At 62.8% G+C, this 15,184-nt stretch carries 15 protein-coding genes and 1 pseudogene; 9 read left to right on the top strand and 7 right to left on the bottom strand.

All coding sequences use genetic code 11. The features are described from left to right. Positions 1 to 11 precede the first annotated feature (11 nt). Both purM and R6U53_RS14865 read left to right on the top strand, forming a co-directional pair. On the top strand, positions 12 to 992 hold the full coding sequence (gene purM, locus R6U53_RS14860) for a phosphoribosylformylglycinamidine cyclo-ligase (RefSeq protein ID WP_410323155.1): 981 nt from the start codon (positions 12 to 14) through the stop codon (positions 990 to 992). 162 nt (positions 993 to 1,154) lie between these two features. Further along, positions 1,155 to 1,697, top strand: coding sequence for a CBS domain-containing protein (locus R6U53_RS14865; RefSeq protein ID WP_410323197.1), 543 nt, complete (start codon positions 1,155 to 1,157; stop codon positions 1,695 to 1,697). Between the two features lie 15 nt (positions 1,698 to 1,712). Here R6U53_RS14865 and R6U53_RS14870 read toward each other — a convergent pair whose 3' ends face one another. Further along, positions 1,713 to 2,081 carry a DUF555 domain-containing protein gene (locus R6U53_RS14870; RefSeq protein WP_410323156.1) on the bottom strand — a complete coding sequence of 123 codons (369 nt, stop codon included), beginning with the start codon at positions 2,079 to 2,081 and terminating at the stop codon, positions 1,713 to 1,715. 309 nt (positions 2,082 to 2,390) lie between these two features. On the opposite strand from R6U53_RS14870, the gene R6U53_RS14875 reads away from it, so the two are divergent. From R6U53_RS14875 to R6U53_RS14890, 4 genes are all read left to right on the top strand, one after another. Beyond that, positions 2,391 to 2,564: a hypothetical protein gene (locus R6U53_RS14875; protein ID WP_410323157.1), complete on the top strand. Its 174-nt coding sequence runs from the start codon at positions 2,391 to 2,393 to the stop codon at positions 2,562 to 2,564. Positions 2,565 to 2,603: 39 nt separating this feature from the next. Beyond that, the gene (psmB, locus tag R6U53_RS14880) at positions 2,604 to 3,323 is read left to right on the top strand and encodes an archaeal proteasome endopeptidase complex subunit beta (protein ID WP_410323158.1); all 720 of its coding nucleotides are present in this window, start codon (positions 2,604 to 2,606) and stop codon (positions 3,321 to 3,323) included. A gap of 67 nt (positions 3,324 to 3,390) precedes the next feature. Continuing rightward, positions 3,391 to 5,034 (top strand): ATP-dependent DNA ligase LigA, encoded by a 1,644-nt coding sequence (gene ligA / locus R6U53_RS14885; RefSeq protein ID WP_410323198.1) that lies wholly within the window; start codon positions 3,391 to 3,393, stop codon positions 5,032 to 5,034. Between the two features lie 37 nt (positions 5,035 to 5,071). Next, the gene (locus tag R6U53_RS14890) at positions 5,072 to 5,761 is read left to right on the top strand and encodes an MBL fold metallo-hydrolase (protein ID WP_410323159.1); all 690 of its coding nucleotides are present in this window, start codon (positions 5,072 to 5,074) and stop codon (positions 5,759 to 5,761) included. Between the two features lie 16 nt (positions 5,762 to 5,777). Here R6U53_RS14890 and rbcL read toward each other — a convergent pair whose 3' ends face one another. From rbcL to R6U53_RS14910, 4 genes are all read right to left on the bottom strand, one after another. Beyond that, entirely contained in the window at positions 5,778 to 7,031 is a 1,254-nt protein-coding gene (gene rbcL / locus R6U53_RS14895; RefSeq protein ID WP_410323160.1) for a type III ribulose-bisphosphate carboxylase, read from the bottom strand. 90 nt (positions 7,032 to 7,121) lie between these two features. After that, complete coding sequence (locus tag R6U53_RS14900; protein WP_410323161.1) at positions 7,122 to 7,277, bottom strand: hypothetical protein; 156 nt, start codon at positions 7,275 to 7,277, stop codon at positions 7,122 to 7,124. Between the two features lie 336 nt (positions 7,278 to 7,613). Further along, the gene (locus tag R6U53_RS14905; RefSeq protein WP_410323162.1) at positions 7,614 to 7,790 is read right to left on the bottom strand and encodes a hypothetical protein; all 177 of its coding nucleotides are present in this window, start codon (positions 7,788 to 7,790) and stop codon (positions 7,614 to 7,616) included. A gap of 266 nt (positions 7,791 to 8,056) precedes the next feature. Then, positions 8,057 to 8,458 (bottom strand): hypothetical protein, encoded by a 402-nt coding sequence (locus tag R6U53_RS14910; RefSeq protein WP_410323163.1) that lies wholly within the window; start codon positions 8,456 to 8,458, stop codon positions 8,057 to 8,059. On the opposite strand from R6U53_RS14910, the gene R6U53_RS14915 reads away from it, so the two are divergent. After that, the gene (locus R6U53_RS14915; RefSeq protein WP_410323164.1) at positions 8,441 to 8,563 is read left to right on the top strand and encodes a hypothetical protein; all 123 of its coding nucleotides are present in this window, start codon (positions 8,441 to 8,443) and stop codon (positions 8,561 to 8,563) included. The two genes, R6U53_RS14910 and R6U53_RS14915, sit on opposite strands and share 18 nt — an antisense overlap. A gap of 389 nt (positions 8,564 to 8,952) precedes the next feature. Here R6U53_RS14915 and R6U53_RS14920 read toward each other — a convergent pair whose 3' ends face one another. Next, positions 8,953 to 9,501, bottom strand: a complete 549-nt coding sequence (locus R6U53_RS14920; RefSeq protein WP_410323165.1) for a hypothetical protein — start codon at positions 9,499 to 9,501, stop codon at positions 8,953 to 8,955. A 111-nt stretch (positions 9,502 to 9,612) separates the two neighbouring features. Here R6U53_RS14920 and R6U53_RS14925 point away from each other — a divergent pair, with 111 nt between their 5' ends. Continuing rightward, positions 9,613 to 12,264 carry an AAA domain-containing protein gene (locus R6U53_RS14925; protein WP_410323166.1) on the top strand — a complete coding sequence of 884 codons (2,652 nt, stop codon included), beginning with the start codon at positions 9,613 to 9,615 and terminating at the stop codon, positions 12,262 to 12,264. A gap of 116 nt (positions 12,265 to 12,380) precedes the next feature. Here R6U53_RS14925 and R6U53_RS14930 read toward each other — a convergent pair. Continuing rightward, positions 12,381 to 13,117, bottom strand: a pseudogene (locus R6U53_RS14930) (enoyl-CoA hydratase/isomerase family protein). Positions 13,118 to 13,242: 125 nt separating this feature from the next. On the opposite strand from R6U53_RS14930, the gene R6U53_RS14935 reads away from it, so the two are divergent. After that, positions 13,243 to 15,021: an acyl-CoA dehydrogenase family protein gene (locus tag R6U53_RS14935; protein WP_410323167.1), complete on the top strand. Its 1,779-nt coding sequence runs from the start codon at positions 13,243 to 13,245 to the stop codon at positions 15,019 to 15,021. Positions 15,022 to 15,184 lie beyond the last annotated feature (163 nt).

The raw sequence follows: 15,184 nt of genomic DNA on the forward strand, positions 1-15,184 counted from the left end.
CCGGATGAGATATGAGCGACGATGACCCCGAAGAGGGGCTAACCTACGCCGAGACCGGCGTCGACATCGACGAGAGCGAGGCCGCGACTACGGCGCTGATCGGCGCGATCGGCGAATTCGAAGGGGACTACGCCGGACTCATCGACATCGGCGACCGATATCTGGCGCTCGCGACCGATGGAGTCGGGACGAAGTTGCTCGTTGCGGAGGCGCTCGGCGACTACTCGACTATCGGCATCGACTGCATCGCCATGAACGCGAACGACCTCATCGCGGCCGGCGTGACGCCGGTTGCGTTCGTCGACTACTTGGCGGTCGAAACGCCCGACGACGTGACCGCGGAGCGAGTCGGCGACGGTCTCGCTATCGGTGCCGAACGCGCCGAAGTCGCGCTCGTCGGCGGCGAAACGGCCGTCATGCCCGAGGTAATCCGCGGGTTAGATCTCGCGGGAGCCTGCGCCGGATTGGCCACCGGAGCCGAGCTATTCGACGGCGAAGCCGAGGATGGCGACCGCCTAGTCGGGATTCCGTCGTCAGGGATCCACTCGAACGGATTGACGCTCGCACGGGAGGCGGCGACGCGAAATCACGAGTACACGGATCCGTTCCCGTACGATGAGGGTCGGACGATCGGAGAAGTGTTGCTCGAACCCACGCGGATCTACCGGGACGTACTCGGTCCGCTCCACGCGGTCGATACACACGCGACTGCACACATCACCGGCGGCGGCTGGACGAACCTAGAGCGGTTGGGTGAGCACCGCTACGTCATCGAAGAGGCCTTCGAGCCTCACCCGGTGTTCGACTTTATTCAGGAAGAGGGCAGCGTCACCGACGAGGAGATGCACCGCACGTTCAACATGGGCACCGGATTTGTCGCCGCGCTCCCCGAAGCGGACGCCGAATCCGTCGTCGGCGAACTCGACGATGCGCGACTCATCGGTCGGGTCGAATCAGGTATCGGGGTCTCGATCCGCGGACTGGAACTGTAGCGAACAGACGGGGCGTCGGGTCGGTCGACCCTCCCCCGTACTCCCGTCTCGGGGGCCGACCGCAGTTCGTCACGTCACGGGACGTCTGGCCCCGGAATAGTTTATAAACGTACGGTCGGGGGAAGGCTTTTATATAACTCAAAGTAATCCCCAGACATGGGAATGGACCTGCCGACGCCCGCCGATCTCAAGGAGCGTCGGACGGATTTGGAGTTGACGCAGAGCGAGCTAGCCGATCGCGCGGACGTGTCCCAGCCGCTCATCGCCCGCATCGAAGGTGGGGACGTGGATCCGAGACTCTCGACGCTTCGACGCATCGTCAATGCTCTCGACGAGGCCGAAAGCGCGGTGATACACGTCGGTGACATCATGCACGAGGGCGTAATCGACGTGGCACCGGACGACAGCGTCCGGGAGGCGATCGACGTGATGATAAAAGAAGGATACTCGCAACTGCCAGTCGTTCGGGACGGCCGACCGCAGGGAATAATCTCCAATTCGGATATTCGACAACTCGATCGGGATAACGCCGGAGAACTACCGGTCGCCGACGCCATGCGAGAGGCGATCACGACCGTCGAACCGGACGCGACGTTGGACGAAGTGAACGCTCATCTCAACCATCAGGATGCGGTGATGGTCGTCGCCGACGGTCAGTTACGGGGCATTATCACCGAAGCCGACGTCGCTGCACACGTGTCGTGAGAACAGTCGTCTGTTTTACGCGTCTACGTCCTCGTCTCCGTCCCCGGTTTCGAACGTCTGGATGACTTTCAAGGGGATGTCTCGCAACGCACCGCCGATCTCGCTCTTTGCGATCCGCGAGGCGTGCTGTTCGCTGTCAGCGTTGAACACCTTCATTTCGAGTCCCAACCCGACGAGCGCCGTATCGGCGGCGATAAACGCCGAATCGAACGGTTCACCGCAGGCCGGACACGGCGTCGAACCGACCTCGACTTCAACGTAGTCCATATCGGCCTGATTGAGTCGCTTACCGGCCTCACTTACTGCGACCCCGATCGCATCGTCGATCGCTTCGACATCACGGACCAACCACGCGGCTTCCATCGCAACGAGATAGTTACTCATGTTCCAACGAAGCGAAGCGCAACGGATATCCCTATTGTTTCCGCGTTGCCGTGTGGGAGCGTCGCAGAGCGTATCGAGGAGCCAGGCCGCGCACGTGATCACCATTATCCCCATAACTTATCAGTATCGACGCCGGGACGTACCGGCGTAATTCGGGATCCTATCGTCGGATCCAAGACTGGTTTGTACGAATTACAACTAAATGCGGAATTGGCGTTACAGGGCCCATACTGACACATAGTTGGATAATTGTGTCCCTCCTCTCGAACAAAAGGTATATATACCACCGCTCGCTTCCAACGCGGTACGATGGCAGCAAGCCTGTACCGGGCATCGGTGTTCGCTCTGTATCAATTCAGCATCGTCCTCGGCATAGCTCTCCTACCGGTCGCTATCGTGGCGAACCGCGCCGGAGTCCCGCTCCCAGTCGGGAGGCTCGTCGACCGGTTCGACGAGGCCTATCAGCGAGCGTCCGAGAAGTAACCGGAAGGTTTTATCAGCGTCGGTCTGTACGATAGGACAATGCGTCAACCCGATTCCTCCCTGCCACGTACCGGACAGGATCATACGCTCTCGCCGTACGAGCCCGAACTCGGAGAAGTGCCCTCGAACGACCTCTCGGTCGACGACCTCGACACCGTCAACAAGACGGGGACGACGACCATCGGCATTTCGACCTCTGAAGGCGTCGTCATCGCGACCGACATGCGCGCGTCCCTGGGGGGCCGATTCGTCTCCAACAAGGACGTACAGAAGGTCGAACAGATCCACCCCACCGGTGCGTTGACGCTTGTCGGTAGCGTCGGCGGTGCCCAATCGTTCATCCGCTCGCTCCGCGCGGAGGTTAACCTGTACGAGGCCCGACGTGGCGAGGACATCTCGATCAGCGCGCTCGCGACGCTCGCGGGGAACTTCGCCCGGGGCGGCCCGTTCTTCGCGATTAACCCGATCCTGGGTGGCGTCGACGAGGAGGGGCACCACGTCTACTCGATCGACCCCGCTGGCGGCGTGATGAAAGACGATTACACGATCACCGGATCAGGGCTCACGGTCGCGTACGGAACGCTCGAACGGGAGTACGAGGACGACATGACCAACGAGGAGGCGAAGCGGGTCGCTGCCTCTGGTATCAAGGCAGCCGTCGAACGGGACACCGGCTCCGGCAACGGCGTTTTCCTCGCGACGATCACGGACGAGGGCGTCGACATCAAGGGTCACAAGGACTTCGACGACGTACTGTAACGCCTGGCGTCCGGCACTCGATTCGCATCATTTAATCACGGGCTATCGGTATCAAACAGACATGACCATGGAGTTCGCGGAGTTCGCCGACCGGGCCGCAGCGATCGAGGCGGAGTCGGCGGATCTGGAGACCGTCGAACTCGTGGCCGATCTTTTCGAGCAGGCGGGGGAATCACTCGGCGTCGCGACGCGGTTCATACAGGGTCGGGTGTTTCCCGCCAACGATGGGACGAAACTCGACATCGGGCCGTCTCTTTGTTATGCGGCGCTCGCGAAGGGTGCGGGACCGAACGTGACCACCGACGATATCGAATCGCGACTGGCGACCGTCGGCGAAATCGGGGCGGTCGCGGAGGACGTAGACTTGGGTGGCCAACAGGGGTTGGCGGCGTTCGGCAGTGGCGGCGGCGGCACGTTAACCGTCGAACGCGTCGATGCGGGCCTGCGGAGCCTCGCGGCTGTCGAGGGAAGCGGCAGTACCGACACCAAACTCGACACCCTGTTCGGCCTCTTCAACCGTTGTAATCCGATCGAAGCTCGCTTTCTCGCTCGTCTCGTGTTGGGCGACATGCGGATCGGCGTCGGCGAGGGGATGGTACGCGATGGAATCGCCGCGGCCTTCGACGTGCCGGCCGAGACCGTCGAGCGCGCACTGCAGGTTTCGAACGACTGTGGGCTCGTGGCCGAGAACGCGCGCGATCGCGGTGCGGACGGACTGGACGAGATTCGGCTGGTCGTCGGCCGCCCTGTCAAGGCGATGCTGGCACAGGCCGGCACCGCCGTCGATGCCCTCGACGAATGGGAGCAAGCGGCCGTCGAGACGAAGTTCGACGGAGCGCGGGTACAAGTCCACTACGACGGCGAGACGGTTCGGCTGTTCTCGCGGAATCTGGAAGACGTCACGGAACCACTCCCCGAGGTCGTCCGAGCCGTCGAACGGGGACTCTCGGCGCCGGCGATCCTCGACGGTGAAGTCGTGGCGATCGACGACAACGGGACTCCGAGACCGTTTCAGGACGTCCTCCGACGGTTTCGACGCAAATACGATATCCAGGCGGCGCGCGAGAAGGTGACCGTCGAACTCCGGGCGTTCGATTGTCTACACGCGGACGGCGAGGATCTACTCGACGCACCGCTCGTCGATCGCCGCGAGCGGCTTCGAGAGGGCTTCGATGGCGGTATCTCGTCGCTGCGAGTGACCGACGATCCCGAAACGATCGCTGATCTCGAAACGTCCTCCCTGGAAGCCGGCCACGAGGGGATCATGCTGAAGAATCCGAATTCGACGTACACGCCCGGAAACCGCGGGAGGAACTGGCTGAAGCGAAAGCCCGACGTCGAAACGCTCGACGTCGTCGTCACAGGGGCGGAGTGGGGAGAGGGACGTCGGGCGAACCTCCTGGGGACGTTCTTGCTCTCGGTTCGTGACGACGGGGCGTACCGAACGATCGGCAAGGTCGCGACGGGAATCACGGACGAAGAACTCGAGGAACTCCACGGACGGTTCGAACCGTACGTTCGCTCCGAGACCGGAACCGAGGTCGACATCGAACCGGCGCTCGTCTTCGAGGTCGGCTACGAGGAGATACAGCGCTCCCCGACGTACTCCTCCGGGTACGCGCTTCGATTCCCGCGCTTCGTGAGCGTCCGGGAGGACAAAGACCCCGCGGACGCGGACAGCCTCGAACGGATCGAGCGGCTCGCGGAGTGACCGGCGGATTTGTACCGAGCGCGGATTTATATCTGGTATGATCGAGTACGACGGGATCACGATCGAGTGGCTCGGCCACGCGACGCTTCGAGTCGCATCGGACGAGATCGTCGTGTACACCGACCCGGGGCGGTACGGCGTTTTGGACGGCCACGACGGAACTGACGGCGACGTCGTCTGCATCACGCACGATCACCACTACGACACGAACGGTGTCCGGACCGTCGCCGCCGCCGACGCCACGGTCGTCGCATTCGACGGGATCAATCCTCACCGAATCGACCGCGACGTCGAACGCTTGGCCGACCTGCCGTACGACGTTCGGCGCGTCGACGTCGACTCCGATATCGCGGTCGACGAGGCGATCGTCAGGACGACTGCCGCGTACAACGAGCCGGATGGCCCACACGTTCGCGAGAACGGCGAGCCGTATCACCCGAAGGGGCTGGGCTGTGGGTTCCACCTCACCATCGACGGTGTGTCGGTCTACTGCCCGGGCGATACCGACGTGTTGGACGGACACGATCGACTCGACGTCGACGTCTTCTGTCCGCCGATCGGCGGCACGTTCACCATGGACCGTCACGAGGCGGCCGGCCTCGCGGCGGCGCTCGATCCAGGACTCGCTGTCCCGATTCACTACGACACGTTCGAGGCGATCGAGACCGACGCCGAGGCGTTCGCCGAGGAACTCGAAGAGCGCGGCATCGACGTTCACCTCGATTGAGTGGGTTTAAAAGCGGTCAGCGCGGCCCCTCGGTCCCCCACACGTCGAGCGCCGTTTGGAGTTCCGGAACCGATTTCGCTCGCGACTGCAGGGACTCCCCGTCGCAGTACGCCTCGACGCTCGCTCGGAGCGCGCGTGCGCCTGCCTCGGTGCCGTCGGGGTGGCCGTGAATGCCGCCGCCGGCTTGGACCATGATATCCGAACCGAGCGCGTCGAGTAGCTGATCGACGACGCCGGGATGCAGTCCGCCCGAGGCGACCGGAAGCACGTCATTGAGCCCGTAGAGATCCGATCGAAGCCAGGCGTTGATCCCCGCCGTGTCCTCGTTTTCGAGTTTCCCGAGCCCGGCGGTTCCAGTGTGGATGTGATCGACGCCCGCTAGACGGGCGAACTGGGCCAGACAACGCATCGAAACGCCGTGTTGCGGCAGTCGGTCGAAGGCCGCATGCATCGCGCGATGCGCGTGAATCGCCACGCCGAGATCCTCGGTTCGACGACGGACCGTCTGCAGGGCGCTCCAGCCGGCCGTGACGATGTCGACCATCACGAACGAGCCGTCGTGGTCGGCGACGAACTCGGCGCGCCGAACCATCTCGTCCGTCTCGGCGGTGATGTTTATCAGATACTCCTTTCGCTCGCCGGTTTCGGCCTCAGCACGGTCCCTCGCTTCGAGCGATTCGACGACCCGCTGTTCGAAGGGATTGAACGACTGGTCGGTGAGGTTCTCGTCGTCCTTCAGGAGATCGACCCCCCCGAGCCACGCCTCGTGGCCGACCCGGGCGTGTTCGGCGCTCGAGAGACCGACTTTCGGCTTCGGAACGGTCGCGACCGGCGGTCTGTCGACCGCATCGAGCAGTTCGCTCCGGACGTCGGAACCGAACTGCGGACCGGGGAACGATCGAACGAGCGCTCCGGGCCACTCACAGTCGAGGAGCCGAATCGTCTCGACCGCCTTCATGCCCAAGATGTTGCCGGCGATACAGGAGAGTATCTGTGGAAGGCTTCCCTCCTCGAACAGTTCGAACGGGTACGCGACGCGGACGTCGAACCCGTGCTCGCCGACACCGGAGATATCGAACGCGATCGCGGAATATCGTCGCACGTCCGATTCGGGCGAAAGCGCTGCCCACGTCCCGTTCGAACTCTCCGATGCGACTCGCGCCGCCGCGTCGGCCGCCGTTAACCCCTCACCCGGAACCAGACGGAACGCGCACACGAGGTCGTCCTCTGTCGGTTCGTACGACTCGTTGAGGAAGTCGTCGTACTCCATAAGGAAGGTGTTCGTCGCGCTATCCCTTAAATTCGCCCCGGCCGTCGGTGGCGACCGAAACGGGGACCGGCGTTCGGCCGGCCCGCATCGTCACTTCGTCTCGATCTTCGCGTAACTCCTGTAGCTCATCGTCGCCCCATCGACGATAACCATGTCCGCACCGTGTTGCTGTTCGTGCGGGGGGTTCTCACCGATGGCCCCCAGTTCGACATCTCCGTACTCGTAGGGTGTGTGATGTTCCACCATGACTAGTGGTGGGACGGCATGGAATATAAATCCTTGCTAGAGAGTAACACTCAATCTCGGTCGGTTCGAGAGAACAGTTCGGTCAGTGAGAGATACGTTTCGGAGAGTCCGCCGTCTGGGAGGGGTGCGAATCGACGAAGTGCTTCGCTATCGCTCCCTCGGCTCTGTGGAGATGACCGCTACGGATCGACTCCCCAACGCCGAGTTCCGCCCGGGTGCAACCGCGCGGTGTATCCTAATACCCGAAGTCGACACCGGCGGGGAACAACTTCCGTTGCGTATCGGCGAGCACCCCGTTGGGCTCTCGGTGTCGCTGGAGCTATTCGATCTCGTATTTCACCCCTTCTCGCTCTCAAGGTGATTGTTGATAACCATCGGGAGAACCGCTGCTGTAAAAACCAGGACGGTCGTCGACACGAGTGGCGGAGCGTCTAACCCGTCATCAACCAACGTGGCAAGGACAATTCCCACGATGAGACACACGAACACGATCTCATTTTTTCGGGAGATCATATAATGTCGGGATTTTTTTCAGATATAATATTTTTTGCGAAGTAAATAGAATAGCGGTCGAGCAGGACACCAGTTCCACCATCTGTATTGACCGATACCGGGTCTCACTCCAGAGCGGTCCACATTCAACTCTACGCTCTCTCTATGCAGCAGTACCGCTGAGATCTATCACGTGGTGAGAATTTCAGTAGAGTCAGAGATTCGTGATTTCCGGTGAGTATGGCGAGGGGGGTGATGAATGCAGCGCGCGTATCTCCTGGATGTAATTATTGTCCGGTACCGGTATTCGCGGCGACAATGCCGCCGATAGCGCCGAAGACGGCAGGGAACACGATCCCGGCCAAAAGAATCGCTGGTAGGGGTTCTGGTTGGCCACTGAAGCTGCTGCCGAGCGCCTCCGTCGAGACGCGGAACACCACCGTGCCAACGGCTGAGAGCACCAGGTACGGCGGGAGTACGAACACGCCGGCTACCGCGCCGTCAGCTGTCTCGGTGACACCTTGCGACCGACCGACCGCCAGCCCGGAACCGACCAACAACGCCACAGGAATCAGGTACAAAAGCGGCGTGAACCCGTCACCACCGATGAACGACACCGTGGACGACCCACCGAATCCGAGGACGTCAGCCTCGAGGACGGTATCGACGAGGTGACTGTTGAAGAACACCCATCCGACGAAGTCGATGCCGCTGCCACCGTCGCCGACATTTTCAGAGATCTCGCCCAGTTCGGAATTCTCGATCTGGGCGAGAACGACTACGGCTGTGAGTAAGTAGCTGGCTATCCAAGCGACGGCGCCAGCGATGGCACCTTCTATGAGCGGGAAGTCGTCGGCGTCGAGTGACGATGAGATAGTAATTCACCTCGCGCATAGTAAAAGACGCTTTCGACACGCCGATCGTACCTCGGCGTCGCTTCGATATCGATTACACGGCTACCGGATGGTGTCTCGTGTACCCAGCCGAGTGATTCTTCGTAGCCATTTGGCCGGTCCGGAGCCGTATCCGCGTCAACTCTCGCCCCACCCATCTCGTCGGCGACACCGTATCGGCCTCTGGAAGTCCAGTTCCGTATGTCGGTAATACACAACTCGTCCTCTGTGTTCAGCGGGCGATACCTAGCAGCTGTTGAGGATCTCAACAGAGCCAACCCTCCGTACCGCTAGTGGAATCCGCGCCCCACGTCGTCGTCGATGAGGTCGTCGAGTTCCTTCGACAGGAGCGTTTCGGCCTCCTCGAAGGTGTCGGAGAGTTCTTCGAGCGCGTCGGGGCGGTCGTACATGTCGTACTCCATCGGCCCGAACGCCGGGCTATCGAGGGCGTTCATCACGTCCTCGAAGAGGGCATCGCCGGTCGTCGGTGCGTCCGCGTGGGTCTCGAGGACGGTTTCGAGACGTTTGGCGCGCGCTTTCGCCTCGTCGGAGTCCTCGACGCCCTGGTTGACGCCGAAGCGGCCGGCGCTGTCGGATTCGGGGAACAGGGGTTCGAGTTCGTCGTCGAGCTTTCGGGCCACGCGGGTGCCGACTCCCTGTGTCTCGTAGGGGTTCTTCGCGAACGTCTTGAGGTGGAAGACGCCGACCGAAGGGTGTCCGATGAAAAGATCTTCGCCGATACCACCGCGTCGGTCCCCGGACACGGCCCGCCAGTCGCTCGATTCGGCGCCCGATTCTACGACGTCTCCGAGTATGTCCTGCCAGTCGCGGACGCGCATAACCACAAGTTGGGGGAACGCGGAAAAGAAACTATCGGCTCCGTCGTCCGTCGCGTCCCGACCGATAGCGGTGACCGACAGCGTTTTTCCCCCGAAGACGGAGGAGTAGGTGTGAACCTACGCGGACCGGTGGTCGAGGTCGGAGCGCCCCGAACGGTCGAGACGAGCCGTGGTAGCAGCGACCTCGCCGAGATCACGCTCCGCCCCGACCGGGGTGCGGGTGACCCGACACAGCTGACGCTGTGGGGTAAGTGGACCGAGACGGCGACGAACATCGAAGCGGGGATGGAACTGCTCGCCACGGACCTGAAAGAGCGGGAGTTCAACGGCGAGACGCAGTACTCGACGACCGGCGCGTCCGCGGTCGTCGTCGAGCCCGACTTCCTCGTCGACGTGACGGACATTCGCGGATGGGTCCAGTGTCCCCGGATCTACTATCTGAACAAGATCACGGGACTGCCGTTGAAGTACCCCGTCGTCAAGGGGACGGTCGTCCACGACGTGTTCGGCGACCTGCTTCGCGGCCGCGATATCGACGACAGCATCGACGAACGCGTGGCGGAGGCAGCGTTGGACCTCGGATTGCTCGGCGAGACGGCCGAGGGTGTCGCCGACGACGTCAGACAGAACGCCGCGGCGATCGAGGGGTGGCTCCAGCAGGGCCGATTCGGGGAGGATTCGTGGCGATCCGAACAGACGCTAATCTCCGAGCGCTTCGGCATCAAGGGCCGGGCCGACGCGGTCCGTCGGGGGATGCCGGTCGAGTTGAAGACCGGCAAGAACCTCAAACGCGATCCTCGCTTTCAGGACAAGGTGCAGGCGACCTGTTATGCCCTGCTGTTGGCTGATACCATCGAGGGCGCGCCGGATACGGGAACGCTCCTGTATACGAAAAACACCGCGTTGGATCGAAGCGACGCGTCGGGCGATCTCTCGCCCGCCAAGGAGTTCTCGATCAGCCCCGGATTTTTGAAGTACGTCCTTCGGATTAGAAACGAAATCGCCGCCGCCGAGCACGATCTGTCGGTCCCGACCGGATTCGAAGCCGGAGCGAACTGCGAGTACTGCTTCGAACGGGACACGTGTATGGTCGTCGCCGGACGGCTCAATCAGGAGTCGAAAGCAGGGCGGCTGGGCGAACCGCTACCGGAAGGCGAACGGGCGTACTTCGAGCGCTTCTACCGTGCGATCGAGGAGGAGCGACGCGAGGTCCACGCCCAGTATCGAAAGCTCTGGGAGCAATCCGCCGCCGAGCGAGCCGACGACGACCGGGCGCTGATCGATCTCGAGGCGGTCGATAAGACGCCGATTTCGGGCGGCCGCTGGGAGCTTCGCGCTCGCCAAACCACCGATGCGGTTTCGAAGCTTCGGGAGGGTGATCGGGTACTCGCGAGCGATGGTCATCCGACGCGGGGAAGGGCGGAACTCGCGACGATCACCGAACTCGGCGGGGAGATCGTCGTCGTCGCCGACGAGCCGATCGAACTCGAACGGCTCGATCAGTATCCCTCCGAGATCGGCGTCGATCGCCAACTGACCGCGTTACACGACGCCATTCTCCAGGGGAGCAGTGAGAGAAAAGACGTCCTCTTCGGTCGCCGCGAACCGGCGTTTTCCGGCGAGCGATGCGAGTACATCGACAACAACGAAGCCCAAAACGACGCGGTGAACGCCGCGCTCACCGCCGACGATTTCGCGCTGATTCACGGACCGCCCGGAACCGGAAAAACGTATACACTCGCACGGACCGTTCGAGCCCTCGTCGAGCGCGGCGATCGGGTGCTCCTTTCGGCGTTTACCAATCGCGCCGTCGACAACGCCATCGAAGCGCTCGAATCGCAGGGATTCACCGACCTGGTCCGATGGGGATCGGAAACGGGCGTCCGCGACGACATGCTGAACTATCGGCTCGAGCGGAGCGGCGATCCAGAGGAACGTGCGGCAACGCTCTCGAACGCGACGGTGATCGCGGCGACGACCGCCGCCTGTGGCTCGCGGGTGCTCAAATCGCAGTCGTTCGACGTCGCGGTCGTCGATGAAGCGGGCCAACTTACCGAGCCGGGAACCTACCTGCCAGCGACACTCGCCGATCGCTTCGTCCTCGTCGGAGATCACCAACAGCTCCCACCGGTCGTCAGGGCCGAAAACGCCCTCCAGCGGTCGCTGTTCGAGCGCTTGATCGAGCAGGCACCGGAGGCGGCGGTGATGCTCGATCGGCAGTACCGGATGAGCCAGCGGATTCAGTACTTTTCCAGCCAGGAGTTCTACGACGGGAAACTGCGACCCGCGAACGCCGAGGTCGCCGCCCAGCGGCTCGACGATCTCGACGGCGTCGACGCGTATTCGCTCCCGACGGAACTGTCGAACGGTGTCGCCTTCGTCGATCCGGACGGAACCGCGACGGGGAACACCAACGCGATCGAGGCCGACCGCGTCGCCTCGATCGTCGAATCGTTCGTCGCTTCAGGCGTCGACCGCGACGACATCGGCGTCATCGCCCCGTTCCGGGCGCAAGTCGCCGAGATCTCCAGACGCCTGTCGGACGTCGCCGTCGACACCGTCGATCGGTTTCAGGGATCCGCGAAGGAGGTCATCGTCGTCTCGTTCGTGTCGACGGGCGAGCTATCGAGTCCGATCTTCGAGGATCACCGTCGAGTTAACGTCGCGCTCACCCGGGCGAAGAAATCGCTCGTTCTCGTGGGTGACCGACGCGCCCTGGAAAGCGTTCCGTTTTATCGACGGATGCTCGAGTGGGCAGAGTGAGCCGAGAGAGCGTCCCCATCCCGATCGAAACGACTCGGGTCACTTCCCGGTACGACCCGTCCACGCCGGCGTTGAATCGTCGAGGAACGCCCCGATTCCGGCTTCTGCATCGTCGCTCATCGAGGTGATCGTGACGACCTCGTACACGTATTCGAGCGCCCCCCGAAAGCCCATTTCGCCTGATTGTGGAACGGTTCCTTGCCGAGCGCGATCAACGCTGGTGAGGGAGTGGTGAGATCGTCGACGATCGAATCGAGGCCGTCCTCGAACCGGGAATCGGGGACGAAATCCGTGACGAAGCCGATATCGTGGGCGGTCGCCGCGTCGATTTGCTCGCCCGTAAACAGCAGTCTGAGCGCCCGCTTCTCCGTGACGGTTCGCATCATCGGAACGAGTGCCTGCGCCGGAAACAGTCCGATCTCGAAGCCGCCGTGCCGAACGTGGCGTCCTCGCTCGCAACGATCACGTCGCAGGCCGCCGCGAGCCCCGCTCCACCGGTGAGACAGCAGCCCTGGATAGCTGCGACGCTCAACGCCGCAGTGTCGGTCGGTCCCTCGATCAGTCGTTTCATCCCACCGAGCTCCCGTCGATGTGCCCGCGACCCCTCGCCGGTCGCGCTCGCGATGGGTTCGATATCGCCGCCTGCGCAAAAGACGCCGTCCGTCCCGCGAACGACGACGACCCGGACGAGCCCATCGTCGGCGAACTCGAACCCCGAGAGCAGTCCGTCGATCACCTGCTCGCTCAGCGCGTTTCGCCGCTCGGGGCGGTCGATTCGCGCTCGGACGACGAGGTCGTCGGGGGCGATTCGAACGTCGAGGTGATCGTTCGAGAGTCCCGCGTGTCGCTCCATACGGCCACCGCTTCGGGGTTAGATAGCACCGTTAGGGACACTGCAACGGTGCAACGAAACCAGAACTCGAAACAACCGAAGACGCGTGAACCAAGCCTTTTGTCACCGTACCGCAAACTCCGATCATGAGCGCTGATCCAATCGAGTACGGCGAACTGGAGCAAGGGCGCGACTGTAACTACTGGGAACTGGATCCGACGTTACAGTTCGAGGCGCGGCGCGTCTACCCTGACGACGAGTTCGAGTGGGCCGAGACCGTGCTCTCGGGGTACGGCGAGGCGCTCGGTAACCGGATGGCGGACAACGCCGACCGGATCGACAAAGAGGGCCACGAACTACGCTCGTTCGGCAAGTACGGCGAGCGCTGCAACGAGGTGGTCTACCACCCGTTGATCGAGGAGCAAGAGCGGATCACCTACGAGGAGTTCGGCCTCACGCACGACGCGTTTCACGCGCCGCCCGGTCGAGACGACCCCGTCGGCCTCGCACACACGCTGATGATGCAGGCGCTCCTCTCGTACGTCGACAGCGGCTTCTGTTGTCCCGTCTCGATGACGACCGGTGCGGCGATCGTCCTCGACAAGTTCGACGACGGGGCACTAGAGGAGTACTTCCAGGGGTTGACCGCACGGGATCTGGACGACCACATCGAGGGGGCGATGTTCCTGACTGAGGAGCAGGGCGGTTCGGACGTCGGCGCGAACGAGGTCCGAGCCGAACGAACCGACGAGGGGGACGTCTACGAACTCTACGGCGAGAAGTGGTTCTGCTCGAACATCGACGCGCAGGGCGCGCTGGCGTTGGCCCGAACCCCGAACGCCCCCGACGGCGTCGAGGGACTCTCGCTGTTTCTCGTCCCGCGGGTCAAACCCGACGGCGAGATCAACGAGTCGCACTTTCGACGACTGAAGGACAAACTCGGCACGATCGCGGTCCCGACGGGCGAGATCGAGTTCCAGGGCGCGGAGGCGTATCTGGTCGGGGAGGAGGAGCGCGGGTTTAAGTATATGGCCGAGATGATGAACTTCGAACGGCTGACGAACGCGACCGGCTCCGTGGGCGTGATGGGACGCGCGCTGCTCGAAGCGAAGATCCGCGCCGCACGTCGGGAAGCGTTCGGGGACACCATCGACCAGTATCCGCTCATGCGCCGTGATCTGGTGGATATGTCGGTCGATTACGAAGCCGCAGCGACCTTCTCGTTCGAAGGAGCGCGACTGCTGGACGAGCGCGAACGCGTCGGCGACGACTCGGATGCCTACACACTGATGCGACTGTTGATTCCCGTCGCGAAGTACAAGACCGCCCGAATGGCCGTCGAGACGGCGTCGTACGCGATGGAGGTTCTCGGCGGCAACGGCTACGTCCGCGAGCACGTGACCCACCGACTCCTCCGCGATGCACAGGTATTACCGATCTGGGAGGGCCCCTCGAACATCCTCTCGTTGGACGTGCTGCGCGTGTTCGAGCGCGAGAACGCGCACGAAGCGCTCATTCCGTATGTGGACGAGATGCTCGACGGAATCGAACACCCGGCGCTCGAAGGCCCCGCGAACGAGACCGACTCACGGTTTCGGGAGCTTCAGACGGCGCTCGGGACGCTCGCGACCGAAGACGGCGACTACGCGCAGTACCACGCGAAACGGCTCACCGATCTCGTCTTCGACGTGGTGACGGCGGCGCTGTTACTGGAGGAAGCCCAGTGGGCCATCGACGAGGAGAACGACGGTCGGAAGGCGCTCGTCGCGATGCGGTTCGTCGATACTCGTTTCGGCGACGGGGAGGCCTACGGCGTCACCTCCGGTGACCGGTTCGCGATGGAGGGCGAGATCTTCGATTCGATCGCAAGGTACGCCAGCGTCGATCCCGACGCTCTCGTCGAAGCCGTACCTGTGGCCGACTGATGGGGAGTATGGTAGCTACTCGGGGATGATAACGCCTGCTTTTCGGCGATGTCTCCCGATTCGTCGTCGACCCGTCGAGCATCTATCGACTCCTACGGCAATCCGCATGAGTGCGCTCGACGGTCTCCGCCACCCAGTAGCGGTAAGTTCGAGCGCCTCGAAG

Origin of the sequence: Natronomonas sp., from assembly GCF_046483325.1 — an archaeon.
Taxonomy (GTDB): Archaea; Halobacteriota; Halobacteria; order Halobacteriales; family Haloarculaceae; genus Natronomonas.

Bases quoted from the DNA above. Each gene is read 5' to 3' on its own strand.
- R6U53_RS14890 (WP_410323159.1), top strand. From the start codon at position 5,072: ATGATCGAGTACGACGGGATCACGATCGAGTGGCTCGGCCACGCGACG.
- R6U53_RS14935 (WP_410323167.1), top strand. From the start codon at position 13,243: ATGAGCGCTGATCCAATCGAGTACGGCGAACTGGAGCAAGGGCGCGAC.
- purM (WP_410323155.1), top strand. From the start codon at position 12: ATGAGCGACGATGACCCCGAAGAGGGGCTAACCTACGCCGAGACCGGC.
- R6U53_RS14905 (WP_410323162.1), bottom strand. From the start codon at position 7,790: ATGATCTCCCGAAAAAATGAGATCGTGTTCGTGTGTCTCATCGTGGGA.
- R6U53_RS14870 (WP_410323156.1), bottom strand. From the start codon at position 2,081: ATGAGTAACTATCTCGTTGCGATGGAAGCCGCGTGGTTGGTCCGTGAT.
- R6U53_RS14875 (WP_410323157.1), top strand. From the start codon at position 2,391: ATGGCAGCAAGCCTGTACCGGGCATCGGTGTTCGCTCTGTATCAATTC.
- R6U53_RS14865 (WP_410323197.1), top strand. From the start codon at position 1,155: ATGGACCTGCCGACGCCCGCCGATCTCAAGGAGCGTCGGACGGATTTG.
- psmB (WP_410323158.1), top strand. From the start codon at position 2,604: ATGCGTCAACCCGATTCCTCCCTGCCACGTACCGGACAGGATCATACG.
- ligA (WP_410323198.1), top strand. From the start codon at position 3,391: ATGGAGTTCGCGGAGTTCGCCGACCGGGCCGCAGCGATCGAGGCGGAG.
- R6U53_RS14900 (WP_410323161.1), bottom strand. From the start codon at position 7,277: ATGGTGGAACATCACACACCCTACGAGTACGGAGATGTCGAACTGGGG.
- R6U53_RS14920 (WP_410323165.1), bottom strand. From the start codon at position 9,501: ATGCGCGTCCGCGACTGGCAGGACATACTCGGAGACGTCGTAGAATCG.
- rbcL (WP_410323160.1), bottom strand. From the start codon at position 7,031: ATGGAGTACGACGACTTCCTCAACGAGTCGTACGAACCGACAGAGGAC.